Below are 25,770 nucleotides of genomic sequence, written 5' to 3'. Positions count from 1 at the left end.
GCTGGGCGATTCCTTGTGTGTTAGCGTCACAGATGAGACCTTGGAACGCAAGTGAATCGGCTCATCAGACACCCCCAAGAAGCTCTGCTCTGCGCGACAGCATCTGTGCGAAAGCGAAGCGACAGCAACAAAGCGCCCAGTCAGAACGGAAATCAACCCCATGTGATGAAGAGATTTAATATTAATAGTTGATTTTGAAGTAGAAGCGAGAAACTCTATGGGAACAGTTTGACGCTTCCTTAGGTGGAAATTTGCACATATAGAGATAGAACAGAGTGTATGGAGGGCTAACAGTGGCACAGATGAAGGTTTTATTAATAGAGGATGATCCGATGGTGCGAGAGGTTAATCGCCAATTTATTGAAAAGGTAGCTGGATTCGAAGTCATTGGACAAGCCTCAAATGGTGTTGAGGGGATTGCTCAAATTCGTAAGCTTAAACCAGAACTAGTATTTATGGATATTTTCATGCCAGAGCAGGATGGAGTGACAAGCTTACGAAAAATCCGTGAACTCAAATTACCCATAGATGTAATTACGGTAACAGCTGCTAATGATATGGAAACTGTAAAACAAGTCCTGCATCTTGGTGTCTTTGATTATATTATGAAGCCTTTTTCATTTGAACGAGTGCAAGGAACACTTGAAAATTATTTGCGCTTCAAAAAGCAAATGCAAACAGAGCATGAGCTAACACAAGGGGAGCTTGATCAGTTATTCCATTATCATGGCGGGCATAATGAGGTTCAGCAATCAAATGTCTTACGGTCAGAAAAAAGTTTACCTAAGGGCTTTAATCGTGCAACACTTGAGAAAGTTGTGCACTATTTGCAATCTGTAGAAGGAGCATCGGCAGAAGAAGTTGCCAGTGGTGTAGGCATTGCACGCGTAACAGCAAGAAGATATTTAGACTATTTAGAAAAACAAGAGGAAATTACGATGGATGTGCATTATGGTGGTATTGGTCGTCCAGTCAATTATTATTTTAGTAAATAAGAACAAATGCGCTAAAGCGCTCGTTTACATCCGACAAGCGCTGGAGAGTCCGAAATAAAAGTAAGCGCTCTACCACTTTTTGCCCGGGGATCGAAGCAACCTCGAGGATGTGGCGCTTTAGCCTAGACGAAAACGATGCCTTTGATTATCTACAACTTAAAATCTATAGTTTCCTCTACAGTGAAAAAAACCTGATTGTCAAAAAATAGGCAATCAGGTTTTTTTAGTTAGTAAGGCATAATTTTTTCGACTGGCTTTGGCGTTTTAATTTTAGGTAAAATTTTGTCTATTGTAACTGTACGCTTAATGATTTGTGTTGATTCATCATTTTCATCGAATTGTTCAAGGAATGAAATAACCTCTTTTACAATAGGCGTTGGCGTTGAAGCACCTGCTGTAACAGCGACGTAATTAATTCCTTTTAACCATTCAATTTTTAGCTCGGAAACGTCTGCAATACGATATGATGGTGTCCCTGCTACTTCAACAGACACTTGCGTTAAACGATTCGAGTTATTGGATTTAGGGTCACCAACAACAATTAGTAAATCGGCTTCCCCAGCTTGCTTAGCAACTGCCTCTTGACGTACCTGTGTTGCCAAACAAATCTCTTTATGCACTTCAATATGTGGGAATTTCTCTTTTAAACTATCCATTAAATGAGCGACATCCCATTGACTCATAGTCGTTTGATTCGTTACTAGTAATTTATCATTTGTTAAATTTAATGCATCAATATCAGTGGATGATTGCACTAAATGCACATGATTTGGTGCAACACCAATTGCTCCCTCTGGCTCGGGATGGCCTTTTTTACCGATATAAATAATATCATAGCCATCTGCTGATTTTTCACGAATTAAATCGTGTGTAACTGTAACGTCAGGACATGTAGCATCAATGGATACTAAGCCTTTTCGCTTTGCAATTTCACGAATTTCAGGTGAAACACCATGCGCTGTAAAAATAACAGTGCCTGTTTCAACTTGTTGAATAATTTCTAAACGATTCTCGCCATCTAATGTGATGATGCCATCCTCTTCAAAGGCATCTGTGACATGTTTATTATGCACGATCATACCTAAAATGTAGATAGGTCTTGGTAATGTTTTATCAAGTGCGGCGTTTCGAGCGATAACCATCGCATCAACAACACCGTAGCAATAGCCACGTGGATTAATTTTTAATACTTGCATGGTTGTGACTCCTTTCAAGCTTACCTATCTACATTATAACGGACAGGGGCGGCGAATACAAAGAAACGTTCATCTACATAGGTGGCTGGAAAATACGTGGCTTAGATGGAAGTGGATCAGGAGGAGTGAATGATGCATTTTGCCGCGACGCTTTTCGGCTTTTAGTAGAACGTGCTCCTTCACTAGCTGCTGCCTCAGCTGCTACTGCTCCAGCCCCTGCGGCAGCTCCTGCTGCAGCTCCAGCAGCAGGGAGACCTTGAAATCCTTTATACAATTTTAAAAGTGACGGAATATTCTTTACCATTGGCATTGCTTGTTGAATGTAAGGTGTATATGTTTTCGCTGAGTTAAATAAGTTATTCGCCTGCTGTAAAAATGAACCGATTTTTGAAGGCTCCTGCATGGGCATTGGCATTTGTCCTCCAAATGATCCTATTCCACTGGACATTGGAAAACCACCCGGAATTCGTGGTTGATTTTGGAAGCCTCCAGGCGGTAAAAAGGACTGCGGTGACATCTGTGGTGTTGGCATTTGCATCGGCATTTGTTGCATTGGCATTTGTTGCATGGGCATTTGCATGGGCATCCTCATGCCACCAGGATACATTGAGAACGGATAAGTTGGTCGAAATACCATAACGATCTCCTTTCAATAGTTGTTTGACATTGATGACATACCTGATTATAGATATGATATGCAGAGGGTTATGTTAGCGTTCGACACACACAATTAAACAACTAAGGCGATTGTGAAGGTATCCCTTTATATCCACGTAATTATTACTCATTTCAGATGTAGTCAATAAGTAGGGAAAATTCTTAAAAACTACATATATTTTTCACTTTTCCTACTCTTTGCAAAGGTATAATGTTGTGTATGCACCATAGAAAATGGTGATTTTTGAAGTTAGCAAATTAATATGTATTACATTTATGTAAATAAATTGTTAATATGTTTTTGTTAGGCTCATCACCAAAAGTTGTGGATGAAAACGTATGCCATATATATAAGTTGATTGGAGTGGAGGCTGGGCGACTCCTTGGGGATTAGCGTCACAGATGAGACCTTGGAGCGAGAGCAACGCGAGTGAAGCGGCTCATCGGACGCCCCCAGGAAGCTTTGCTCTGTGCGAAAGCGAAGCGACAGCAACAATATTTTATCTGTGCGAAAGCGAAGCGACAGCAACAATATTTTATCTGTGCGAAAGCGAAGCGACAGCAACAATATTTTATCTGTGCGAAAGCGAAGCGACAGCAACAAAGCGCCCAGTCGGAACGGAAATCAACCACACGTTATGGTGATGATCCTTTTGTTAGACTAAAATAGCAGAGGTTAAAAATAGGGGGGATACTGTGACAATTAAAGTTAGAAGTATAGTGTCATTTGGTCTTATTGTATTATTAGTTTTAATTATGGGGATTCTTCAACAACAAAATGCCAAATCCCAACAAGAGCAAGTACATTTAATAAAAGAAAAAACACTTCAAACGACGTTACTAGCAGATGAGATGAAGTTGTCGGTTGTACAGGTTCAGCAATATTTGACGGATATTAGAGCCACAAGAGCACTCAATAATTTAGATGATGGATTTGAGCAAGCAGAAAAATATAGCAAAATTTTTTATCAGGATTTGGAGCAACTGAAAAATTTGCATCCGAAATATCAGGAAAGATTAGATGGGATTAAAGTAGCGTTTGATGAGTATTATAGCACTGGCCAGAAAATGGCTAATAGCTATATTCAAGGTGGACCAGAGCTAGGGAATAAAATTATGCTAAAATTTGATACTACATCAGTTGAGATTAATGAAAAAGTAGATATGTTCCAGCAAGAAAACATTACAGAAATACAAAATTCATTAACAAATGTTGAAAAGCTTATTGATGATAATAAGCAGTGGTTCTTATGGATGTTCTGCATTATTTTAATTATTTGTATAGTAGTTGGGATTGTATTCGCACGTTCCATCGTTGTTCCTGTCAATAAGCTAACTTCAGCAGCAAAGGTAATTGCTAAAGGAGATTTATGTCAAAAGGATATTGAAGTCAGAACAAAGGATGAAATTAAAGATTTAGCAGATTCTTTTAATTTGATGAAGTCTAATTTACATTCACTTATACATAGCATGACCGCAAATGTTGAGCATACAACATCAGCAGCTGAACAATTAGCAGCAAGTACAGACGAAATTTCACATTCTTCTCATGATATTGCAAACCTTGTAGAGGGAATGGCAACCAGTGATAATCAAGCAGCTACTACTGGTCGTGAAAGTTCGATAGCAATGGATGAAACAGCCCAAGGTGTTCAACGTATTGCAGAGGCTACTCAAATGCTTCTTTCTAAGGCAGTAGACACACAATCTATTGCAAATGATGGTGAAAAAACGTTGCATGTCGCAGAAAACCAAATGTCGACTATCCAACAATCTTCAAATACAACAAATGAACGTATTAAGAAGCTAAGCACACAATCGGCTGAAGTCGTTAATAGCAAACAAATCTTCTAGCACTAAATGCTGCAATTGAGGCGGCTCGTGCAGGAGAGCATGGTAAAGGCTTCGCAGTCGTGGCTGATGAAGTACGCAAATTAGCAGAGGAATCTAAAGCATCTGCCAACCAAATAGTGGATGTAATCGCACTTATTCAGCAAGAAACGATGGAAGTAGAAAAGGCAGTAAGTGTAACTGTATTGAATGTGGATGAGGGTGTCACATTTATTCAAAATGCGCAAAATGCCTTCGATGGAATTTTAAAAGCGATTGGTGATATGGCATCTCAAATCGAGGATGTGTCTGCTTCTACACAACAAATTTCTGCGAGTACGGAAGAAATGGCAGCATCGGTCAATGAAATGTCTTCTTCTGCTATTCAAGCTGCACAGCAATCTGAAACAATTGCATCGACAATAGAGGAGCAAGCTGCAACTATTCAAGAAATAAATGCAGTTGCAAAGTCATTAAGTGAAGAAGCGGTGTCCGTGAAGGAAGAAATCAATAAATTTAAAATTTAAGATAGTGGACTGTAGTGGAATCATTAACAACAACTACGTTTGTGAGTGTTTCGTTTAAAAGACAATGTGCAGTGGGAAAGAAATCCTGATGTGTCATAGAGACCTCAATTGTCCAGAAACTGTATAATTTTAGTTAATTAACACGTGTGCGATAACAAATCAAAAACAGGTAGAGAAACTATTTTCTCTACCTGTCTCTATATAATCAATTATGCTTGTGAATTTACAAGGATTTTAATATGATTTCGTTCTTTCATTAATGCTTCAAAGCCTTCTGTTACCACTTCATCCAGTACAATACGTTTTGTAACAAGTTTCTCAGCAGAGAAGTAGCCTTGTTTCATTAATTCCATAACGGCAGGGAAAATATCGCGATAAGCAATAATACCTTTTACAGAACGCTCTGTTAGTACGAGATTGTTAGGCAGAATAGAAGCCTCAGATTCCCAAATAGAGACAATAATTGTTTCACCTTCAAATGTTGTAGAATCAATTGCTTGCTGTAATACTACAGGGACACCTGTTACTTCAAATGCAACATCTACTCCACCATCTGTTAATTCATGTAGGCGGGCTACTGCATCTTCATTTTTAGGGTTAATAACTGCTGTTGCGCCTAACTCTAAAGCTTTGGCAGCACGTTCTTCTGAAAGCTCTACTGCATAAATTTCAGCTGCTCCAGCTGCACGCAATGCTTCGATAACAAGAAGCCCGATTGGCCCAACTCCAAAGACAGCTGCTTTATCACCAGCTTTTAGTTTACTTTGACGAACTGCATGTAATGCTACTGCTGCAGGTTCAACAAGTGCACCTTGTTCATAGGAAAGACCCTCTGGCATTTTGTGTACCATTTTTTCATCTACCATTGTATATTCAGAGAATCCTCCGCCACCACCAGAAAGACCGTGGAATCCTAAATGCTTACAAATATTGTACTTACCTTTTTTACAAGCAGCACATTCGCCACATGCAAGTATTGGTTCAACAACAACAGGATCTCCAACTTGTACTTTTGTAACTCCTTCGCCAACTTCTACTATTTCACCTGAGAACTCATGTCCCATAACAATTAGGGCAATATCTTTACTTACATAATGAGGTTGTTCCACGGGAATAAAGATTGGTCCAGCTGCGTATTCATGTAAATCACTACCACAAATCCCTGTCCAATGTACTTTAATTTTCACTTTTCCAGGTGCAATTACAGGTTCTTCAATGTTTTCAACACGGATGTCTTTTGCTTTATACCATCTTGCTGCTTTCATGATAAATCAACCTCCTATAGTATCTTACATTTTTCATCATAACATGTGGTAATTCTTCAAATCATTAGTTATCAATAAATTGACATAAAAAATACTAATACTTAGCTTTTTTCTACGATATTGCAGCGCTTTTTTTATTGCATATTAACAGTATTTCGAGTAACTTTGATAAGTGCTTCGCTACAGATATGATTAAAGTATAAAATAATGTTCAAACTTGAGATAATAGGACGTTAATATACCTTAAGTTCGAATCATGATACAATGGGAAAGATGTTAGGAGGAACGAATTATGTCAAAATATACTGATTATAATTTTCAGCCATTTTTGCAGGACGCAATTGTAAAACTTGGCTTCACAGAACCAACGCCGATTCAAAAGGAAATTATTCCGCTAATACTAAAAGGGAAGAGTGCAATCGGACAAGCACATACAGGGACGGGAAAAACACATAGTTTTTTAATTCCAATTGTGCAACGCATTAATCCTGACAAGCAGGAAGTACAAGCTGTTATTACGTCACCTACACGTGAGCTTGCTCAGCAAATTTTTGATGCGTTAAATCAATTAATAGAAGGAACAACTATTCAAGCGAAACTATTTATTGGGGGTACGGACAAACAACGCTCCATTGATAAGTTAAAAACGCAACCACAAATTGTTGTTGGAACGCCAGGACGTATTCGTGATCTCGTTTCAGCGCAAGCGTTATTTGTGCATACTGCGCCAATTTTAGTTGTCGACGAGGCAGATTTAGCCTTCGATATGGGCTTTATAGAGGAAATCGATGGTTTCGCCTCCCAAATGCCAGAAAAGCTTGAAATGTATGTATTCTCAGCAACAATTCCAGAAAAACTTCAGCCTTTCTTAAAAAAATATATGGACGCACCTGTTCATATCCAAATGAATGATAAACGCCCAGTCGCAGAAGGAATTGACTTTGTTCTTGTACCAGTGCGTTCTAAATCACGAAACAAACGTTTATTGGATGTTATTGAAGGGATAAACCCGTTTTTAGCTGTGATTTTTACCAATACACGTAAAACAGCTGAGCACGTAGCGGGCTTTTTAAATGAAAACGGGATTCGCTGTGGTCAAATACACGGTGATTTAAGTCCACGTGATCGTAAGAAGATGATGAAACAAATTCGTGATTTGGACTATCAATATATCGTTGCAACAGATCTTGCAGCACGTGGTATTGATATTCAAGGAATTTCACACGTCATCAACTATGAAATTCCAGAGGACTTAGAATTCTTTATCCATCGTGTAGGACGTACAGCGCGTGCAGGAAATAAAGGAACTGCAATTACATTGTTTGAACCATCAGATGAGGATGCAGTAGTACGTATTGAAAAAATGGGCATTCCATTGGTTCAAAAAGATGTAAAAGATGGCGAGTGGTCTGAACTAAAAGATCGCCATGCACGTAAAAATCGTGTGAAGCATGAAAATGAAATCGATGTGAAAGCAAAAGCATTAGTTCGTAAGCCGAAAAAAGTAAAACCAGGCTACAAGCGTAATATGAAATGGGAAATGGAAAAAAATTAAAAACGTGAACGTCGCTTAAAAGCTCGCGGTAAAAAATAAGGAGGCATTCAAATGCTACTTGGATCACATGTTTCAATGAGCGGAAAAGAAATGCTGCTCGGATCAAGTAAAGAGGCCCTTTCATATGGGGCAAATACCTTTATGATTTATACAGGAGCACCACAAAACACTCGTCGTAAGGCAATTGCTGACCTCAATATTATGAACGGTTTACTACACATGAAAGAGCATGGCATGACAAATATTGTTGTCCATGCTCCATACATTATCAATATTGCGAATACGGAAAAGCCTGAAACTTTCCGTCTTGGTGTAGATTTTTTACAGACTGAAATCGAACGTACTGCGGCGTTGGAAGCAACACAAATTGTTTTGCATCCAGGTGCCCATGTAGGTGCGGGAGCAGACGCAGGCATTGCCAAGATTATTGAAGGTTTAAATGAAGTGCTATCACAGGATTATCCTGTACAAATCGCATTAGAGACAATGGCGGGGAAGGGAACTGAATGTGGTCGTTCCTTTGAAGAGCTTGCTAAAATTATAGATGGCGTAACACATAATGAGCGTCTTTCAGTATGCTTTGATACATGCCATACTCATGATGCTGGCTACAATATTGTAGAAGATTTTGATGGCGTATTAAATGAGTTTGATAAATTAATAGGTGTTGATCGTATCAAAGTCTTGCATATCAATGATTCAAAAAATGTTCGTGGTGCAGGAAAAGACCGTCACGAAAATATAGGATTCGGCCATATTGGCTTTGACGCATTAAACTATGTTGTTCATCATCCACAATTAATGGAGATTCCTAAAATCCTAGAAACACCATATGTCGCATTAAATAGTGATGCCAAATCAAAATCGGCTCCATATAAACATGAGATTGAGATGCTCCATAACGGAGAGTTTAAACCTGAGTTAATCGATGCTCTAAGAGGATAGAAATAAATAGCCCGAAATCAGCTAGCATAAGTACTGATTTTCGGGCTTTTTTCTATTTAGTAAACAATGCGATTAGTTGTCTAGAACGCTTTCTACCTAAAACAGCTTCAACCTCTACAAGTATATCTTTCGGAATACCTAAAAAGAGCCAAGAAAATGAGAACTGCTCTAAATAAGGCCGAAGTTTTTTTACTTCAGAAGTAGTAATTTCAAATCCTTCAGCACGAGCAATTGCAACAACTTCCTTATCACTACTTTGTGCTAATTGCTGCAAAAATTGAATACTCAAAGCCAATCCCCCTTTTAAAGTTGTTTAGTTTCTTGAAACGAAACCCTTCTTGTGAACGCCGTGACAGCTATGAAAACCCTTACTTTAAAAGTGTTAGAATCAATGCCTATGACAAACAGCGTGATTCAAATAAAAATCTTTGTGTAGACTATGATCAGCCAAAAGAGACATCTAAATGGTTCGAAACTTGTTATTAGAACATTAAACAGTAGAATAGCAATTTTATTCTCTTTACAAAAACGGTACTTTCATTTATACTTACAACTTGTAAATCGTAATGATTTTGAATTAGAAAGAAGCGATGATGCATGAAAAAATCATTAATTAACATTGAAAACGTGTCATTTCAATATGACTATACGCAAGTATTAAAAAATATCTCTTTTCGTGTAGAAGAGGGAGATTTTTTAGCACTTCTCGGTCCGAACGGTTCAGGGAAATCTACATTATTAAAAATTATATTAGGGTTATTAAAACCAATGTCTGGAGAAATAAAGCTATTTGGTGAACCAAGTTCAACTTTCAAGCATCGTGAATGGATAGGGTATGTGTCACAAAAATCCAATGCCTTCAATTCAGGATTTCCAGCAACCGTCCAAGAGGTAGTGAAAAGTGGATTATCAAAAAAAATAGGACTATTTAAAAGACCTGGACGAGATGCCAAAGGAAAAGTACAAGAAGCATTAAAAGCTGTTGGAATGGAAGCCTTTATGAATCGTAATATTGGTGAATTATCCGGTGGGCAACAGCAACGTGTCTTTATTGCAAGAGCCTTAGTCAGTGAACCGATGCTACTAATATTAGATGAACCAACTGTCGGCATTGATCATGAGAATGTGCAGTCATTTTATGATATGCTGGCGAAATTGAATCGGGAACAGGGAATTACAATGATTCTTGTTACACATGATGTTGATACAGTGTCGAACCGCATCAGTCATGTAGCATGTTTAAATCAAACTATACACTTCCATGGTTACAAAAATGAATTTGATACAATTTCTCAGGATGCGCTCGATGCTTGGTATGGCCATTCTGTGAGAAAGATTCACTAGAAGGAGAAGGCGCAATGATTGAAGCAATTTTTAACTATGAATTTTTACAAAATGCCTTTTTCTCTGGGCTATTAATTGGCATATTGGCACCGCTGCTAGGTGTTTTTATTGTCGTTCGCAGGCTTTCGCTTATTGCAGATGCCTTGTCACATGTGACACTCGCAGGTATAGCGGGAAGCTTATATATCAGCCAATCTGTTACAGCCTTGGCAATGCTAAATCCAATTTATTTAGGCATACTTGCCTCTGTCAGTGGTTCGATTTTAATTGAGCGTCTTAGACGTTTATATAAGCACTATGAAGAGCTTGCTATTCCAATTATTATGTCAGGTGGGATTGGTATTAGTGCTATTTTTATCTCACTTGCAAGTGGCTTTAGCACGGATTTAATGAGCTATTTATTTGGTTCAGTGTCAGCTGTGTCACGTCAGGATTTATGGGTAGTGGTGGGAATTGCTGCCGTTGTCATTATCTTTTTGTTGTTATTTTTTAAGGAGCTTTTTGTTTTATCTTTTGACGAGGAATATGCAAAAGCTAGCGGTTTACCTGCACGTTGGATTCATCTCTTATTTATGATTGTGACAGCACTTGTTATTGCTGCAAGTATGCGTATCGTAGGTATTTTACTAGTGTCCTCACTGATGACGTTACCAGTAGCTGCTGCAATGCGACTTGCAAAGGGCTTTAAGCAAACAATCATCTATGCAATTGTCTTTGGCGAAACGGCTGTGTTGATCGGTCTAGTCAGTGCTTTTTATTTAGATTTAGCACCTGGTGGTACAATTGTCGTCACTTCTATCTTAATTTTGTTACTTGTAATACTAGGAAAAAAATTAGTATTTAGAATGGCTGCAAAGCAAGAGGAGGTAGCACAGTGAATGTTTCAAGAGCGTGGGAAATTTTAAAAGAGAACGGCTTTAAAAAAACAGATAAGCGGGAATTAATATTAGATATGTTTGCAGCAACAGATAAATATTTAACGGCTCGAGATTTATTAGATGTTTTGAAAAAAGATTTTCCAGGTATGAGTTTTGATACAATCTATCGCAACCTAGCAACGTTTGTGAAGCTTGGAATACTAGAAGAAACTGAGTTATCTGGGGAACGGAATTTCCGTATGCATTGCGAATCTGAACATCATCACCATCATTTTATTTGTATGGACTGTGGCAATGTTAAGGAGCTAAATCTCTGCCCTATGGAAATGCTTGGAGAAAAGCTGCCAGACTATGAAATTGAAAATCATAAATTTGAGATTTATGGTAAGTGTCCAGATTGTAAGCATGAAGCTTTGTAAATTAATTTCGTTTGAGTTTTTACTATTGTAAATTTTCAATGACAATACTAGAAAAAGGGGTAGCTCCAAGTGAAGTTTCACCTGGGACTATCCCTTTTATAATAACTAAGCTACTCTACGAATAGCGTCAATTTTATGCAGAGGAGCTTCCAGTGTTGCTAAAGGTTATATCTAATAAAAAAGACGAATGATTACGATAAGGAATCATTCGTCTTTTTCTTCTAATTATTGATGTTTTTGTTGGAAAGCTACCATAAAGTCACGTAATGCTTCACAAGCCTCTAAAGGTACAGCGTTATAAGTAGAAGCACGGCAGCCGCCTACAGAACGGTGTCCATTTAGTCCAACAAATCCTGCTGCTTTTGCTTCAGCAAGGAATTGTTTTTCAAGCTCTTCATCAGCAACACGGAAAGTAATGTTCATTAAAGAACGGCTTTCAGTTGTTGCATGGCCTTTATAGAATCCGTTGCTATTGTCAATGGCATCATAAATTACTTTTGCTTTCAACTCGTTATGCTTGGCAATTGCAGCAACGCCGCCTTTTGATTCTACCCATTTTAATACTTCACCTAACATATAAATACCAAAAGTTGGAGGTGTATTGTATAAAGAGTTACTATCGGCATGCGTTGAATATTTTAACATTGTAGGAATGTTTTTATTCGCTTTCTCTAACAAATCTTTGCGAATAATGACTACTGTTACACCAGATGGACCAAGATTTTTTTGAGCCCCTGCATAAATAAGACCAAATTTACTTACATCAATTGGTTTAGAAAGAATATCACTAGACATATCCGCAACTAACGGTACATTTTTTGTTTCAGGGAATTCCTTCCATTGTGTGCCGTAAATTGTATTATTTGAAGTGATATGCACATATGCATCCTCTTCGTTAAATTGAATGTTTGCTAAAGCTGGGATATTACGGTATTGATTTTCTTTTGTACTAGCAGCTTCTACGGGCGTACCAAAGAATTTAGCCTCTTTGAATGCTTTTTCAGACCATGAACCTGATAATACGTAGCTTGCTTTTTGATCGGCCTGTAGGAAGTTCATCGGTATCATTGTAAATTGAAGACTAGCGCCGCCTTGTAGGAAAAGGACTTCATAGTTTTCCGGGATAGCATAAAGCTTTTTCAATAAAGCAATTGCTTCATTATGTACTTCATCGAAAATGGCACTGCGATGGCTCATTTCCATAATTGACATGCCTGAGTCACGGAAGTTTACTAATTGTTGTTGGGCTTTTTCTAATACTTCTAGTGGTAGGGCAGATGGGCCTGCGTTAAAATTGTATGCACGTTGTGTCAAAGTGGTACACTCCTTGTTTGGTTTTATAAGGTTAAACCTTATTCATAGTTTTTTAGTTCCTACTAATTGGTTGATGAATCTATCAGGCTTTTACGGCAAGTTCAAAATCATCTAGCAAACTTTTTGCATTTATAGATTGAGCACAATACTGACCGTTAAAGCGGGATAAAAGCACTTTACTGGATTATAACTCAATTTTCAAGAGAAAAAATAAAATTCTCACTATTCGAGCAGAATAATGACAGGCTCGCAACAAAATGTACACAATTGAGTTAAATTTATAATAGCTTTTGAGGTTTAAATACGAACGAATCGAAACATAGAATGGATATATGAGTTAATATTTCGTGATTTACATATTCCATAATCAGTTGAATTATAAAATGTTCGTGTTTGTTTATGTGGAATGGCTACTACCCAAATATGTACTTACCTGCACATTCCTCTAGGGAAGGACACATTCCGCGGATGTAGTCTGGGCTCATTAAGGGCATTGATTAATGGTTATATGTTTCTAAACGAAAAAACTTTGAACGAAAACAAAAAGGTATTAAAATGGACGAAATATGTCTAACCTTCCACATAAACTAAGAACTTTCGGTATAATGAATGGTGAATATGGATATAAGGGGTGTTTTGAATGTTTACAACAGAAGAAGCGTGTTTAGTTGTCGTCGATGTACAAGGCAAGTTAGCGACAATTGTTGATGAAAGTGAAGCGGTGATTGAAAATGTGGCAAAGCTGGTACAAGCTATGCAAGCATTGGAGATACCCATTTTATGGCTTGAACAAAATCCTAATCGTTTAGGTGGGACTGCGTTAGATATTGCTCAGCATCTTCAAGGGCAAGCTATTGCTAAAATGGCATTTAGTGCTTGCCAGGAGCAAGAGTTTGTTGATGCATTGAAAGCGAGTGGTCGTACTCAATTTATCGTAACAGGTATCGAAACACATATTTGTGTCTACCAAACAGCGCGACAGCTAAAAGAGCAAGGACTTGAGGTCGAAGTTGTTGTTGATGCCGTGTCGTCTCGTACAAAGGCCAATAAAGAGATTGGGCTTGAGAAGATGAAGGCACTTGGAATTTTACCAACAAGCACAGAGATGATTTTATACGAGCTACTACAACATGCAGATCATCCACATTTTAAAACGGTGTTACAGCTTGTTAAATAACCAAAAAAACTCATCATAACGATGAGTTTTTTGCTATTAAGGAAACTATAGATTTTTTGCATGTGTAAAACCTAGAGCATAGTCGGCGTCTAGGCTAAAGTGCTACATCCTCGAGGTCGCTTCGATCCCTCGGGCAAAAGTGGTGGAGCGTTTACTTTTGCTTCGGGCTCTCCAGCGCTTGTCGGATGTAAACGAGCGCTTTAGCGCATTTGTTTATTAAGCAGGCATGTCAGTCGGTGTTGGTTTTGCGTAGCCTTCTTTATACGTGTCATCAATTGCTTGACGAATTTCTTTGAGGCTCATGCCATCTTTATGCATTTTTGCAGACTGTACAGCGATTTCTAGGCAAACGAGACAACGAGTACCGTGATCATCCCAGACAATGGTTCCATCCTCACGCTTTTCCTCAATAAAGCAGTTTAAATTGCTTTTATGTCCAGCTGATTCGCCACATCCACAATAGCATGGCATCCACTCAAGAATTTCTGTAGATTGACCAGCAATTTGATACACTAAGCGAATATTTTCTGTTTGATTATCTAAAAAGGATGGAAGAACATCAGCAGATGTAGTTTCCTCCTGAATATCTCCAGAAGCATGTGCATGTCCTTCATGTGAAGCTTCTTTTTGTCCTTCATTCGGATTTTTTTCAACAACCTGTTTATCTACACCACAAGCACTTAACACTAATAAAGACAAAACAAAAATAGATAGAAGTTTTTTCAACAAATGCGCCTCCTACATGTTTACAATACTTCCATTATAACATCGTTCGCTTAAACATTTACAGGAAGCGCATGTGAAAATCAATGAAATATATCTAATCCACGCGTTTTGTTCATTAAAAGTTCCATTTTCTCACTTAGTAATTTTTTCAAGAAGAAACCAAATAGAATAAAAATGAGCCAGAAGCAAGATAAAAAGGCGAGATCACCCCAAACCTTTGTCCAAATAATACCACCAACTGCCTCTCGCATCATTTCAATTGCATAAGTAAAAGGTAAAAATGGATTTATTATTTGGAAGAACTTAGGTAGTAATTCTACCGGGTATGTGCCACCAGAACCTGCAATTTGTAGCACTAACATGACAATGGCTAAGGCTTTCCCAACATTTCCAAACACCGATACCAGTGTATAGACAACCGTAATAAACACTAGGCTAATAAATAGCCCAAATGGTATAAAGTAATAAGGAGCACTAATTGATCCATCTAAAAGAACAATATCTCCTATTGTAATAATGAGTGTTTGTATAAATGAAAAAGTTGCAAATGTTAATAAACGTCCAAAGTATATTTGGCGAATGCTGTATTGATTATTATCGTGAATATCTACAGATAAAAGTGAAATTAATAATAAACAACCAACCCATATGGAAAGCACAGTGTAAAACGGTGTCATCCCTGTTCCATAATTAGCAATCGGAAACATTCTATGTTCTTCAAGCTTAATAGGCTCCTCAAAGAAATCTCGCTCAGCATTAACGTCATTTTTCAATAATTGAACGATTTCGGAAATATCTGCTTCACTTTCTAATGTTCTCAGCTTATCTGCAAGATCCTTAATTTTTGTACTTAGGGTAGGGAAATCTGATTGTACTGTATTAAGTGTCTTATTAGCTGTTGCTAACGTATTTTTGGCATTTGTTAAACGATCTGTTGCTTGAGGAAGAAAATTTTTCACATTCGTTAACATAGATGATGCATTTGTTAATGTATTTTTGGCAGAAGACAAGGTCGTATGAATTTGTGGTTCTAGATTATCGTTATAATGAGTAAGGAATTGATTCAGATTGTTAGAAGCATTTTGTGCAACACTTTGAACATCAGCGAGATCTTTTTTTATCGTTTCACTATCCATGTTATTTAACTGCTGTACTTTAGTTGAGACGTCAGTTAGCAAAGTATTTAGCTGATTTAATGCTGTTAGCGAGCTTAAAGAATAATCAGTTAAACTAGGATTTGCTTGTAAATCTCCACGTATTGCTTCAAGTTGTTCAAGAATTTTCTTATTACTTAGCAAAGTCTTAACATCTTCAGCATTGCTTTGTTGTAGCGCCGTCAGGATAGTTTGCAGCTTGTTTTCTAGCTGTTTACGAGACGAAGCATCAGCTTGTGTTAAGTTTTGTAGTGCTTCAAGTGTTTGGATGCTATTATTTACTTTCTCGCGAGATGCATCCAGCTGTTTCTTAATCGTATCCTTTGTTTGAGCAATGGTAGCTGTATCCACATTAGCATTTTGTAGCTTCCCTAATAGCTCTGTAAATCGTTGAGTAATATTTTGTACAGCTGTTAAATCCTTTTTAATGATAGGGGATAGTTGGTTGAACAATGTATCTGCTTCATTAATCAATGTTAAACCTTTCTGAATAGTGGTTAGACCATCATTTGTTAATTTTTCAACCTCAGGAATTTGGGTAATTGTATGGTTCAGTAATGTCTCGGCTTCTTTCCCATCTTTAGCAGTTTTCGCTAAAAATGTTTCGATATCCGGAAGATGCTGTTCAATCGTAAAAATATAATTTTCAAACTTCCTAAAGTCTGGAATTTCTCGTTCCATCTCAACACCGATCGTATTAAAAATAGAGAAAAGTGTTCCATTGACAGTTGAGATAAATTCACTAGAAACTTGCTGAGTCAAAACACTAGCACCTTTACTTGTAATTTTGGGTGCAATTGGATTTATTTTTTCATTTACATAATAATCGATATGCGCTTTAGTAGGCTGATTTGACAGTATGGAGGTTAGTTTTTGAGAAAAATCACTAGGGACAACAATAACCGCAAAATAGTCACCGTTTTTTAAATAATCAATCGCTTTTTCATGAGATGTAAATTCCCAAGTAAAGTTTTGATTGGCACCTAAATTGTCTACTACCTCGTTACCAACATTTATATCCTCACCCCTGACATTCGTTCCTGTGTCTTCATTGACAATAGCAATTTTCATGTTGGCTGTGTGGGCATAGGGATCCATAGAGGCATAAATATTGAGCCACGCATAAAGAGAAGGTAGAAAAATTAGCCCACCAATAATGACAGCAACTACCCAGTTTGTTAAAATATTATGGATATCACTTTTATAAATTTGAAAAACATTTCGGATAGTGTGTTTCATATTAACCACTCCACATTCGTATTGAGCATTATATATGTATGTTCCCAAAATTGGGCCAAATTATGTTTGAATTATAGAAATACTTATTTTTAAAGACAAATTAGTTTACTAGGATTTAAAAACACTTTATAATCAATCGCGAATACACTGAAACTAGGGTTTTTTAGTGTGAAAAAGGAGGAACATATTCTCGTGAAAAAACTACTAATTATTGGCTCAGTTATTGTTTTGCTATTTGCAGCAATTATTGTGCTAACAAATGTATCGAACAAAAGTAAGTTAGCAAGTGCAAATAATCCTTATGGCGACAAAGAACTAAAACAAGAAACAATTGATCAATTGGATGACAAAAATTATCAAAACATTATGCTTCCTGATGAGCTCGAAAAAAAATTGGAAGCCGGTGAAGATGTAAATGCTTATTTCTTCAGTCCAACTTGCGTGCACTGCCAAGCTTTTACACCTAAGTTAATGCCAATTGCTGATGAGCTTGGTGTTGATATTGCCCAACTAAATGTTTATGAATACAATGATTTATGGGATAAATACAAAATTAATGCGACACCAACATTTATTCGCTTCGAAGGTGGCAAAGAGGTTACCCGTTTTGAAGGTGCATTAGCAGAAAAAGATTTACGTGCATTTTTAAATACAATAGTATTAAAAAAATAAGAAAAGCTGAGACTGTATCAAAAGTTATTTTGATCAGTCTTTTTTGATTTTTGTAGTGTATACTAAATATACTGAGGTGCTGTATATTGGAGGAATATTGAATGACTATGGATGATTATTTTTATAACGGAGAGTTAATGAAATGCTATGAGATGGCTAAGCAAGTTACAGATGAAAAAGAGAAAGCGTTAGCTGATAAATATATTAAATTATTGGAAGAGTATGATTTTTCTAGCTATCCAAAGCCTAGGCTGTCTGTGGAAAGTCAGCATACAGAACGAGCAGATGAAAGCTATCCTGAATCAGATGCCGTCGTCGAAATTCGTGCGATAAAAGATGAAGAAGAGTTTTCTAAGCGTATTAAAGAACTAGAGGATATAGCGAAAACAGGTACGCCAAATGAAAAGGCACAATCATTTTTTACACAGGGTGAATTGTTTTTGTTTGCACATCATTACAATGAGAGTGTCCATTGTTTTAAACAAGCAGTAAAAGAAAACCCAAATAAAGCTTTATATTGGGGGATCACAGGTCAAACGATGCATCGCTTTGGGTGGATGCCATTCGATGCCCTTGGCTATTTGGAGCAAGCTATTTATTTAGATGCAAAAAATGCACGATGGAAATGGAATAAAGCGCTTGTCCTTATTCAATTAGCGAAGGATTTACAGATGGCACCGTTTATGGCAAATGCAGCGATAACATTAGAGGAGGCGCTGGCTGTTTGTGGCGAGCATCAGCGATCATTAAAAGAGGCTATCCAAAATACAATAGATAATATGGATAGCTATGTATTTTCATAGTAGATAGAAGATGTCTCTAAAGCTGAGGCATCTTTTTTATCTTTATTTAGCGTTTTTTGCAGTGATACTGATTATCCTGCATTAACGGGCAGTAAGATTCCCATCTCAACATTTCAACAAAAACAAAGAAGTAAGGTGTAAAATTTAACTGTCCGTAAAAACCCAATTGGTGAAAACTAATTCGAGGAGGATGAAGAAAACCAAAATGATAAATTTTTTTAATATTTAGTCCTAATTTTTACTCTTTTTTTAGTTGAAAAGTCGATACTTCGTGATAATTTTGTAGTATAATTATCCTAAGTTTGAAATTATTTGAGATTAAGAAGGGGAGTTATGATGTGGAAATTTAATGAGGATTTTTCATTTGTGAAGCAGAGCATTCAATTCATCCTATTATCAATGATTTTATTAATCGTAATTGGTTTGGGTAGTGATAAATTTTACGGGATATTTGGAGAGAACAATTATGTAACAATTCATTTAATGATGGAAATGCTTATTACTGTAGTGACAATGTCGATTTCTATTCAGGCATGGTTAATTACGCCCTATATTTTATCTAATAGAGTTCTCTATACAGGGGCTTTATTTTTAACCATTAGCTTATTAGAAATGGCTCATGCACTCTCCTATAAAGGAATGCCATTTTTCATTATTGAGAGTACGCCGTATGCATCAACATGGTTTTACATGCTTAGTCGATCACTATTATCGATTGGTTTTCTCATCATTTTTTTTATAAGGGAAAAGGAACTCAAATCAAATTATCGTTGGTTTATTTATAGTTTGCCGTTTGTAATAATCATAGGTTGTTTTGTCGTCATCTATGCTCCAACGCCTATATTGCCACCAATTATGATAGAAGGTGAAGGCCCTACTATTTTAAAAAATACTTTGCAATATATAGCTGTAGCGATGCATTTGTTTATTATGGTCCTGTTGCTTAAAAATTTTGAAAAAGCACCTAAAACTGCATTTTTATTGTTTGGTAGTGCGATTTATTTAATTATGAGTGATTATCTATTTACCATTTATCGAGATGTCTATGATATTAAAAATTTTATTGGACATATTTTTCAGTTAAGTGCATTTTACCTTTTATTTAGAGCAATTTATTTTTCTTCTATTGAAAAACCTTTTCAGCAGTTAGTTGATACACAAGAGCATTTAGAGAAATCTCGTGAAAAGATGCATTATATGGCATATCATAATGAGATTACGAATTTACCAAATGAACGTTTTTTGATGGAATCATTAAAAAGAGATTTATACATATCGAAATCACAAAAGGCAATTCTTGCTATCGGTATAGAAAGAATTTCGGCTATTAAAGCATCTTTAGGCAGTACATATGCGGACCAAATGATAAATCTAATAGCGCAAAGGCTGAAAAATGTTTTACCAGAGGAGTATCTACTATGCTTACTGAGAGAAGATTATTTCGTCGTTTTTATTGATGAGGTGAATAATACAGATCAACTAACCAAGCTAAGTCAACAGCTTCAATTTGTCATGGAAGAATCATTCCAAATACAACATTTTTCACTTAATAGTCAATTAAATATTGGGATTGCTTTATTTCCAACGGATTCTAATAGGGAAGAGGAACTTGTTAGATTTGCATTATATGCTATGCATGAAGCACATAAAATACCAACGCGTATACGTTTTTATGAGTCTTCAATATCTAGCGGAACGACTGAACGACTTTTATTAGAAAATGATTTACACGATGCATTAGTCAATCAAGAGCTTTTTTTAGAATATCAACCGCAACTTGATTTACAATCGGGCCAAATTAGGTCAGTAGAGGCTTTAGTCAGATGGCAGCATCCAAAAAAGGGTTGGATTTCGCCGGGAGTCTTCATTCCAATTGCTGAGGAATCGGGATTAATTATTCCTATAGGACAATGGGTGCTAGAAACAGCCTGTAAACAAGTAAAGGGTTGGGAAGCTGCAGGATTACCACCGATTAAAGTAGCGGTCAATCTGTCATTAGGCCAACTTTTTCAGCAAAATTTAGTTGAAATGATTCATAATGTTCTTGAGAAAACACAATTAGATCCACAATATTTGCAGCTAGAGATAACAGAAAGTATGACCATCAATATCGATCATATGACAACGATTTTACACCAATTGAAGGTACTTGGGGTTACAATCGCAGTAGATGATTTTGGGACAGGCTATTCGTCATTATCTTATTTAAAGGATTTCCCAATTGATTGTTTAAAAATTGATCGATCTTTTGTTCAAAAAATACAATCGGATTCCACAGACAAGGCATTAGTAGACATGATTCTCTCTATGGCAAAGCATCTACGGTTAAAGGTAGTTGCAGAAGGAATAGAAGAGATAGACCAGTTATCATATCTAGTAGCAAGCAAATGTGACACTGTACAAGGCTTCCTATTCAGTAAACCGATACCTCCAAATATATTACAAGAAAACTATCAAATGCTACATAAGGATGCAAAGAGTATTTTAGATTCAATTACTGCATTTGAAGTATAAAGTGACACTACAACAGCCTCATCATATGACGAGGCTGTTGTAGTATGAAGCTATGTAAAGAATTTATCATTAGTTATTTCAACTTCCTACAAAGAAGGCCTATACGATGCCCGTTTCTTTATATTCTACAATCATGGTATGATAGTGGGGAAATGATTTGTGATATAAAGGACGGGTTTTTTGATGGCACAAGAAGTGGTAAATAAATTTATTGAAAATGTATGTAATCATTTAGTGCGCAATATGAATATTACGAAGATTGAGGAGCACTTTAAAGAGACAATCGCGATACAGCGTAAATCAGCACAATCTCAAATTGACTTTTGGGATATGTTAATGATGAATATGCTGTATTTTACTGAAAATGAGCAAGCTTGGGAAAAAGAATTTTTGAAAATGCTCGAAAAGAAAGAGTGGTTAAAGCCCGTTGCACTTGAAGAAGAGCTTTTGATGCATCAAATGCGAGTTCGTCAACAGGTCGCGGACCAAATGGATGCTGCTAAAGAATTGTTCCACAAGCAGTATGAGGCAGAAGGCATGACAGAGGAAGATATAATATACGATTATGCTTATAGCTCTGCTGGACACTCAATGCGCATAGATTTATTAACGGTACTTGTCTCAACTCCAGAGGAATCAAAAGTACTATTTAACGCAGATCCACAAGAAACTATTCGCATTATTAACGGTTATATAGCTTATCACACGGACGGGATTATTAATAAAACAAAATTAATATAGTTTAACTCATCACTACAAGTTGGGGTGACATTTGTTAAAACGTATGTCATGTATATAAGTTGATTGGAGTGGAGACTGGGCGACTCCTTGGGGCTCATCGGACGCCCCCAGGAAGCTTTGCTCTGTGCGAAAGCAACAATGTTTTATCTGTGCGAAAGCGAAGGGACAGCAACAATGTTTTATCTGCGCGAAAGCGAAGCGTCAGCGGCAAAGCCCAGTCGGAACGGAAATCAACGCCACGTTATGGTGAGGAGCCTATAGTTTATTAAAAATGATAGCTAATATGTTATGCAGTATAATAAGGTGATACTAAGCTCACCTGAAAGGAATTTTATCGATGAATACACCATTTACATTTAAACATACACAACCAACGAATATGGATCCAAATAAAAAATATCCAGCGATCTTTTTATTGCATGGAATGGGTAGTAATGAAGAGGATTTACCACAATTAGTGCAGGATTTTAAAGAGCAATGCCATGTGTTTAGCTTACGTGGACCCATTACACAAAAGCCTGGTTATGCTTTTTTCACCATCCAAGAGGTCGGTAAACCAGACCGTGAAATTTTTGACAAAGTGTTAGTTGCATTACAACGATTTGTGCTAGAGGCAATTGACGAATATCAAATTGATCCACATAAAGTGTACGTGCTTGGATTTAGCCAAGGGGCTGTTTTGGCACAATCACTTGCCTTTGCAATGGGGAATTTAATTACAGGAATAGTGGCATTAAGCGGCTACACACCAAAATTCGTGACAGAGGAATATGCAATTCGCTCAGTCAATCATTTGCATGCATTTATTTCTCATGGTGAATATGATTATGTTATCCCTTCGCAATGGGGTGCTGAAAGTAAAGAAATGTTTGAGCAATTTGGTGCTACTGTGACATTTAAACAGTATCCAGATGGTCACGGTGTTACACCAGAAAATTTACGTGATTTAACTGCATTTTTAGCACAGGAATTACAAGATAATATTCAATGACAAATAAAATAGTCAAGGAAATCCTTAAAATGAGTTGATTTCCGTTCAAGGCTATTCTCCTAAGGGGTTATGTTGAGCCGTTCCTACGTTTATGTTGTTGACGCTTCGCTTTTATGCAGGCAAAACAGTGATGTTAAAGTTTCGTTTTTATCACTATAAATTAAAGTTACATGACAGTAAGTACATGTTTTGTGCAGTGGTTGATTGGAGTGGAGACTGAGCGACTCCTTGCGGCTCATCGGACGCCCCCAGGAAGCTCTGCTCTGCGCGAAAGCGAAGCGTCAGCGGCAAATGCTTTATCTGTGCGAAAGCGAAGCGACAGCAACAATGTTTTATCTGTGCGAAAGCGAAGCGACAGCAACAATGTTTTATCTGTGCGAAAGCGAAGCGACAGCAACAACAAAGCGCTCAGTCGGAACGGAAATCAACCCCTCGCTTTGCCGAAGAGCTATACTTTATTTAAAATTACCCTTAATTCCATTGATATAATTAGTTTTTCAACAAAAGAAAAACCGAGACATTTAAGGATGTCTCGGTTTCGTTTTATTTTTTAGTGTATCAATCAATAATTATTTTGATAAGTTTCGATCTTTGCTAGTCACGGCAGCTACTGCATCGTGAATCGTTGTTTCAAAATGGTTGCTTTGTAATGAGGATACACCTTGAATTGTTGTCCCGCCAGGCGAGCATACTTGATCTACAAGTGACCATGGATGTTCTTGCGATTGTAAAATCATTTTTGCACTGCCGAGTACTGCATTTGCTGCAATATCAAGTGCCATGCTTTTTGGCATCCCTTCACGTACAGCAGCACGTGCTAAAGCGTCAATATACATATAGGTAAATGCGGGTGAAGCACCACCAATTGTTGTGAAAATGGAAAATAAGTGTTCAGGCACCTCGATAATTGTGCCAACTGTTTCAAAAAGTGAAATGACATGCTGAAGCTGTACATCTGATACTTGTTCACTTACTGAATAGCAGCTTGTGGAGGCACCAATAAGAGCATTAATATTTGGCATTACACGAATAATAGGGGTAACTTCAGATAGATTACCTTGGAAGTATGTAATATTTTTTCCTGCAGCAATGGAAACAATAACATGATTGTCTTGTAAATGCTTTTTCACTTCTGGTAAAACATCTGGTAGCATTTGGGGTTTGACACCAAGGATAATGACGTCACAATTTGACATAATGTCTTCAATAGAGCTTGCGGCTTGAATACCGTAAGAGGTTGCTAATTTTGTTGTTTTTGCTTTGGTACGATTATAGCCATAAATAAAAGTGGGATCGAAATCTCCACTCTTGCACATTCCTTTAATAATGGCTGTAGTCATATTTCCAAGGCCGATAAATCCGTATTTCACGTAATAGACACTCCTTCATTTACTTAACACATACATATTAGTATAGAGTAGATTGTTTTACTTGAATAGTAATATGCAAAGAATCAAGCCAATTAGGTTCAAATTCACGTCAGTCGGTGGTATTATAGAAGATGTTGTGTATGAACGTGTATCTTTATTTTCCTTCGGTAGAAGACTAGTTGGGGAGATGAATGCGATTGTTAACTCCAAGGTGTCCAAACGTGAAAGCGACAACGGCAAGTAATTGATGTTTATTCAGCAGAAAACAAAGACATAAGGAAAATCATGTACTTTATGTGAACATGGAGACAGACTCTATCTAAAAGAGGTAAAATTATAATTTGATATGTTTAACTTCTTTCAGCAGGTGTCCAAACACCCGCTGAAAGAAGTTAAAGCCTCCGGCGGATGTCACGGAATTATGCCGAGGCATAATTGATTGCAAATTTTGTCGCTTTCTATCGAGTAAAGCGTGTAGAAATTTAGAGAGAAAAGGAATTAAGATGAATGGAACAAAATCTAAAAACGGAGCATAATCCTCAATCTTCCGAAAAATCATTAGGAAAGTCCTCACGCTCTACTATTTTAGCGCAGACTATAAAAACAGGAATTATTAAATCAAATTTAATTCCTATGTGGGCTGGTTTAACTTTAGGGATGTACAAAAATAAAATGTCCTTTGTAGAGAATATACCTGAAATCATTTTTGCAACGATTGGTTCTGCACTTGTTATCGGTGCTGCTGGGGCATTTAATAATGTGTATGATCGAGACATTGACGCTCTTATGCCTCGTACGCAAAGTCGACCAACCGTAACTGGTGAAATGTCAGCGAAATTCACGTTGACTTTAGCTTTTGCCATGCTCGTTATCGGAGTAGCTGTGCTGGCGCTTGCTTCACCATTAGCTGCGGCATTTGGCTTCCTAGGATTATTTTTATATGTAGTACCCTATACAATGTGGACAAAACGACGCACAATTTATAATACAGAAATCGGTAGTATAGGAGGAGCAATACCACCTTTAATTGGTTGGGCTGCGGTTTCTTCTGATATTACACACCCTGCGATACTTGGGCTATTTTTTGTTTTAGTCATTTGGCAAATGCCTCATTTTTATGCCATTGCCATCCGTAAGCATGCCGATTATGAAGCGGCCAAAGTTCCAATGCTTCCAGTTGTAAAAGGGATGCGCCGTACTTATTATCAAACGAACTTTTATTTAATCTTATTGATATTATCAAGCTTCTTATTTGGCACTTTAAGTGTTGGCATTATGCTTGTTGCGCTATTGCTAAGTATTGCATGGCTTGTTATGAGTATTTACGGTTATCATAGTAATAAAGATCAAACAAAGTGGGCGACAAAAATGTTTGTTTTCTCACTTATCCATATGACAATTTTATTTTCAACAGTCATTGTGTACTCTTTAGTAGGCGTTATTTTTAAATTATATTAA

The 25,770-nt window shown here is 37.1% G+C and carries 27 protein-coding genes; 19 read left to right on the top strand and 8 right to left on the bottom strand.

Annotation, left to right across the window (positions count from 1 at the left end; genetic code table 11):
• Positions 1 to 293: 293 nt before the first annotated feature.
• Positions 294 to 995, top strand: coding sequence for a response regulator (locus tag FJQ98_RS19060; RefSeq protein WP_082340120.1), 702 nt, complete (start codon positions 294 to 296; stop codon positions 993 to 995).
• 227 nt (positions 996 to 1,222) lie between these two features.
• Here FJQ98_RS19060 and FJQ98_RS19055 read toward each other — a convergent pair whose 3' ends face one another.
• Both FJQ98_RS19055 and vrrA read right to left on the bottom strand, forming a co-directional pair.
• Positions 1,223 to 2,191 carry a 4-hydroxy-3-methylbut-2-enyl diphosphate reductase gene (locus tag FJQ98_RS19055; protein ID WP_053595197.1) on the bottom strand — a complete coding sequence of 323 codons (969 nt, stop codon included), beginning with the start codon at positions 2,189 to 2,191 and terminating at the stop codon, positions 1,223 to 1,225.
• A gap of 73 nt (positions 2,192 to 2,264) precedes the next feature.
• On the bottom strand, positions 2,265 to 2,828 hold the full coding sequence (gene vrrA / locus FJQ98_RS19050) for a VrrA/YqfQ family protein (RefSeq protein ID WP_053595196.1): 564 nt from the start codon (positions 2,826 to 2,828) through the stop codon (positions 2,265 to 2,267).
• Between the two features lie 422 nt (positions 2,829 to 3,250).
• On the opposite strand from vrrA, the gene FJQ98_RS19045 reads away from it, so the two are divergent.
• Genes FJQ98_RS19045 through FJQ98_RS26990 form a run of 3 tightly spaced genes read left to right on the top strand, consistent with a single transcriptional unit; the run spans position 3,251 to position 5,205 of the window.
• Entirely contained in the window at positions 3,251 to 3,493 is a 243-nt protein-coding gene (locus tag FJQ98_RS19045) for a hypothetical protein (protein ID WP_201406508.1), read from the top strand.
• A 51-nt stretch (positions 3,494 to 3,544) separates the two neighbouring features.
• Positions 3,545 to 4,702: a methyl-accepting chemotaxis protein gene (locus FJQ98_RS26995; protein ID WP_053595194.1), complete on the top strand. Its 1,158-nt coding sequence runs from the start codon at positions 3,545 to 3,547 to the stop codon at positions 4,700 to 4,702.
• Between the two features lie 14 nt (positions 4,703 to 4,716).
• Positions 4,717 to 5,205, top strand: a complete 489-nt coding sequence (locus tag FJQ98_RS26990; protein WP_082340118.1) for a methyl-accepting chemotaxis protein — start codon at positions 4,717 to 4,719, stop codon at positions 5,203 to 5,205.
• Between the two features lie 209 nt (positions 5,206 to 5,414).
• Here FJQ98_RS26990 and FJQ98_RS19030 read toward each other — a convergent pair whose 3' ends face one another.
• Positions 5,415 to 6,470 (bottom strand): 2,3-butanediol dehydrogenase, encoded by a 1,056-nt coding sequence (locus FJQ98_RS19030; RefSeq protein WP_201406507.1) that lies wholly within the window; start codon positions 6,468 to 6,470, stop codon positions 5,415 to 5,417.
• Between the two features lie 292 nt (positions 6,471 to 6,762).
• Here FJQ98_RS19030 and FJQ98_RS19025 point away from each other — a divergent pair, with 292 nt between their 5' ends.
• Positions 6,763 to 8,025, top strand: coding sequence for a DEAD/DEAH box helicase (locus FJQ98_RS19025; protein WP_201406506.1), 1,263 nt, complete (start codon positions 6,763 to 6,765; stop codon positions 8,023 to 8,025).
• Between the two features lie 51 nt (positions 8,026 to 8,076).
• The gene (locus tag FJQ98_RS19020) at positions 8,077 to 8,970 is read left to right on the top strand and encodes a deoxyribonuclease IV (protein ID WP_053595190.1); all 894 of its coding nucleotides are present in this window, start codon (positions 8,077 to 8,079) and stop codon (positions 8,968 to 8,970) included.
• Positions 8,971 to 9,022: 52 nt separating this feature from the next.
• Here the strand turns inward: FJQ98_RS19020 and FJQ98_RS19015 are convergent, their stop codons facing one another.
• Positions 9,023 to 9,259, bottom strand: coding sequence for a Nif11 family protein (locus FJQ98_RS19015; RefSeq protein ID WP_053595189.1), 237 nt, complete (start codon positions 9,257 to 9,259; stop codon positions 9,023 to 9,025).
• Between the two features lie 308 nt (positions 9,260 to 9,567).
• Here FJQ98_RS19015 and FJQ98_RS19010 point away from each other — a divergent pair, with 308 nt between their 5' ends.
• From FJQ98_RS19010 to FJQ98_RS19000, 3 genes are read left to right on the top strand one after another with little or no spacing between them, the layout of a single operon-like run.
• Positions 9,568 to 10,314 (top strand): metal ABC transporter ATP-binding protein, encoded by a 747-nt coding sequence (locus tag FJQ98_RS19010; protein WP_053595188.1) that lies wholly within the window; start codon positions 9,568 to 9,570, stop codon positions 10,312 to 10,314.
• 14 nt (positions 10,315 to 10,328) lie between these two features.
• Positions 10,329 to 11,192, top strand: a complete 864-nt coding sequence (locus FJQ98_RS19005; RefSeq protein WP_053595187.1) for a metal ABC transporter permease — start codon at positions 10,329 to 10,331, stop codon at positions 11,190 to 11,192.
• Positions 11,189 to 11,611: a Fur family transcriptional regulator gene (locus FJQ98_RS19000; protein ID WP_053595186.1), complete on the top strand. Its 423-nt coding sequence runs from the start codon at positions 11,189 to 11,191 to the stop codon at positions 11,609 to 11,611. Before FJQ98_RS19005 ends, FJQ98_RS19000 begins: the two co-directional genes overlap by 4 nt.
• Positions 11,612 to 11,836: 225 nt before the next feature.
• Here FJQ98_RS19000 and serC read toward each other — a convergent pair whose 3' ends face one another.
• On the bottom strand, positions 11,837 to 12,925 hold the full coding sequence (gene serC / locus FJQ98_RS18995; RefSeq protein WP_053595185.1) for a 3-phosphoserine/phosphohydroxythreonine transaminase: 1,089 nt from the start codon (positions 12,923 to 12,925) through the stop codon (positions 11,837 to 11,839).
• 640 nt (positions 12,926 to 13,565) lie between these two features.
• On the opposite strand from serC, the gene FJQ98_RS18990 reads away from it, so the two are divergent.
• The gene (locus FJQ98_RS18990; RefSeq protein WP_053595184.1) at positions 13,566 to 14,102 is read left to right on the top strand and encodes an isochorismatase family protein; all 537 of its coding nucleotides are present in this window, start codon (positions 13,566 to 13,568) and stop codon (positions 14,100 to 14,102) included.
• A 216-nt stretch (positions 14,103 to 14,318) separates the two neighbouring features.
• Here FJQ98_RS18990 and FJQ98_RS18985 read toward each other — a convergent pair whose 3' ends face one another.
• Both FJQ98_RS18985 and FJQ98_RS18980 read right to left on the bottom strand, forming a co-directional pair.
• The gene (locus tag FJQ98_RS18985; RefSeq protein WP_053595183.1) at positions 14,319 to 14,828 is read right to left on the bottom strand and encodes a PCYCGC motif-containing (lipo)protein; all 510 of its coding nucleotides are present in this window, start codon (positions 14,826 to 14,828) and stop codon (positions 14,319 to 14,321) included.
• Positions 14,829 to 14,908: 80 nt separating this feature from the next.
• Positions 14,909 to 17,221 (bottom strand): YhgE/Pip domain-containing protein, encoded by a 2,313-nt coding sequence (locus FJQ98_RS18980; RefSeq protein ID WP_053595182.1) that lies wholly within the window; start codon positions 17,219 to 17,221, stop codon positions 14,909 to 14,911.
• A 192-nt stretch (positions 17,222 to 17,413) separates the two neighbouring features.
• Here FJQ98_RS18980 and FJQ98_RS18975 point away from each other — a divergent pair, with 192 nt between their 5' ends.
• The 7 genes from FJQ98_RS18975 (at position 17,414) to FJQ98_RS18945 (ending at position 23,431) form a co-directional block, all read left to right on the top strand.
• Entirely contained in the window at positions 17,414 to 17,893 is a 480-nt protein-coding gene (locus FJQ98_RS18975) for a thioredoxin family protein (RefSeq protein ID WP_053595181.1), read from the top strand.
• Positions 17,894 to 17,994: 101 nt separating this feature from the next.
• Complete coding sequence (locus FJQ98_RS18970; protein WP_053595180.1) at positions 17,995 to 18,696, top strand: tetratricopeptide repeat protein; 702 nt, start codon at positions 17,995 to 17,997, stop codon at positions 18,694 to 18,696.
• 333 nt (positions 18,697 to 19,029) lie between these two features.
• Positions 19,030 to 21,210: a bifunctional diguanylate cyclase/phosphodiesterase gene (locus FJQ98_RS18965; protein WP_143114835.1), complete on the top strand. Its 2,181-nt coding sequence runs from the start codon at positions 19,030 to 19,032 to the stop codon at positions 21,208 to 21,210.
• Between the two features lie 183 nt (positions 21,211 to 21,393).
• Positions 21,394 to 21,951 (top strand): hypothetical protein, encoded by a 558-nt coding sequence (locus FJQ98_RS18960; protein ID WP_053595179.1) that lies wholly within the window; start codon positions 21,394 to 21,396, stop codon positions 21,949 to 21,951.
• Positions 21,952 to 22,038: 87 nt separating this feature from the next.
• A complete protein-coding gene (locus FJQ98_RS18955) occupies positions 22,039 to 22,212 on the top strand; it encodes a hypothetical protein (RefSeq protein ID WP_158003034.1) in 174 nt (57 codons plus the stop codon).
• A 76-nt stretch (positions 22,213 to 22,288) separates the two neighbouring features.
• Complete coding sequence (locus tag FJQ98_RS18950) at positions 22,289 to 22,942, top strand: alpha/beta hydrolase (RefSeq protein WP_053595178.1); 654 nt, start codon at positions 22,289 to 22,291, stop codon at positions 22,940 to 22,942.
• Positions 22,943 to 23,170: 228 nt separating this feature from the next.
• Positions 23,171 to 23,431 (top strand): hypothetical protein, encoded by a 261-nt coding sequence (locus FJQ98_RS18945; protein WP_201406505.1) that lies wholly within the window; start codon positions 23,171 to 23,173, stop codon positions 23,429 to 23,431.
• An 80-nt stretch (positions 23,432 to 23,511) separates the two neighbouring features.
• Here FJQ98_RS18945 and proC read toward each other — a convergent pair whose 3' ends face one another.
• Complete coding sequence (proC, locus tag FJQ98_RS18940) at positions 23,512 to 24,312, bottom strand: pyrroline-5-carboxylate reductase (RefSeq protein ID WP_053595177.1); 801 nt, start codon at positions 24,310 to 24,312, stop codon at positions 23,512 to 23,514.
• A gap of 61 nt (positions 24,313 to 24,373) precedes the next feature.
• On the opposite strand from proC, the gene FJQ98_RS18935 reads away from it, so the two are divergent.
• Together FJQ98_RS18935 and cyoE are read left to right on the top strand one after the other, a co-directional pair.
• Positions 24,374 to 24,556, top strand: a complete 183-nt coding sequence (locus tag FJQ98_RS18935) for a hypothetical protein (protein ID WP_143114829.1) — start codon at positions 24,374 to 24,376, stop codon at positions 24,554 to 24,556.
• A gap of 263 nt (positions 24,557 to 24,819) precedes the next feature.
• Positions 24,820 to 25,770, top strand: a complete 951-nt coding sequence (gene cyoE / locus FJQ98_RS18930; protein WP_053595176.1) for a heme o synthase — start codon at positions 24,820 to 24,822, stop codon at positions 25,768 to 25,770.

It is taken from the genome of Lysinibacillus agricola (assembly GCF_016638705.1).
Taxonomy (GTDB): Bacteria; Bacillota; Bacilli; order Bacillales_A; family Planococcaceae; genus Lysinibacillus; species Lysinibacillus agricola.
The sequence above is the reverse complement of the archived record's forward strand: the minus strand, read 5'-3'. Positions and strand labels throughout refer to the sequence as shown.

Coding starts and splice junctions, on each gene's coding strand:
- FJQ98_RS19055 (WP_053595197.1), bottom strand. CDS start 2,191: ATGCAAGTATTAAAAATTAATCCACGTGGCTATTGCTACGGTGTTGTT.
- vrrA (WP_053595196.1), bottom strand. CDS start 2,828: ATGGTATTTCGACCAACTTATCCGTTCTCAATGTATCCTGGTGGCATG.
- FJQ98_RS19045 (WP_201406508.1), top strand. CDS start 3,251: ATGAGACCTTGGAGCGAGAGCAACGCGAGTGAAGCGGCTCATCGGACG.
- FJQ98_RS19030 (WP_201406507.1), bottom strand. CDS start 6,470: ATGAAAGCAGCAAGATGGTATAAAGCAAAAGACATCCGTGTTGAAAAC.
- FJQ98_RS19025 (WP_201406506.1), top strand. CDS start 6,763: ATGTCAAAATATACTGATTATAATTTTCAGCCATTTTTGCAGGACGCA.
- FJQ98_RS19020 (WP_053595190.1), top strand. CDS start 8,077: ATGCTACTTGGATCACATGTTTCAATGAGCGGAAAAGAAATGCTGCTC.
- FJQ98_RS19010 (WP_053595188.1), top strand. CDS start 9,568: ATGAAAAAATCATTAATTAACATTGAAAACGTGTCATTTCAATATGAC.
- FJQ98_RS19005 (WP_053595187.1), top strand. CDS start 10,329: ATGATTGAAGCAATTTTTAACTATGAATTTTTACAAAATGCCTTTTTC.
- FJQ98_RS18990 (WP_053595184.1), top strand. CDS start 13,566: ATGTTTACAACAGAAGAAGCGTGTTTAGTTGTCGTCGATGTACAAGGC.
- FJQ98_RS18980 (WP_053595182.1), bottom strand. CDS start 17,221: ATGAAACACACTATCCGAAATGTTTTTCAAATTTATAAAAGTGATATC.
- FJQ98_RS18970 (WP_053595180.1), top strand. CDS start 17,995: ATGACTATGGATGATTATTTTTATAACGGAGAGTTAATGAAATGCTAT.
- FJQ98_RS18965 (WP_143114835.1), top strand. CDS start 19,030: ATGATGTGGAAATTTAATGAGGATTTTTCATTTGTGAAGCAGAGCATT.
- FJQ98_RS18960 (WP_053595179.1), top strand. CDS start 21,394: ATGGCACAAGAAGTGGTAAATAAATTTATTGAAAATGTATGTAATCAT.
- FJQ98_RS18950 (WP_053595178.1), top strand. CDS start 22,289: ATGAATACACCATTTACATTTAAACATACACAACCAACGAATATGGAT.
- cyoE (WP_053595176.1), top strand. CDS start 24,820: ATGGAACAAAATCTAAAAACGGAGCATAATCCTCAATCTTCCGAAAAA.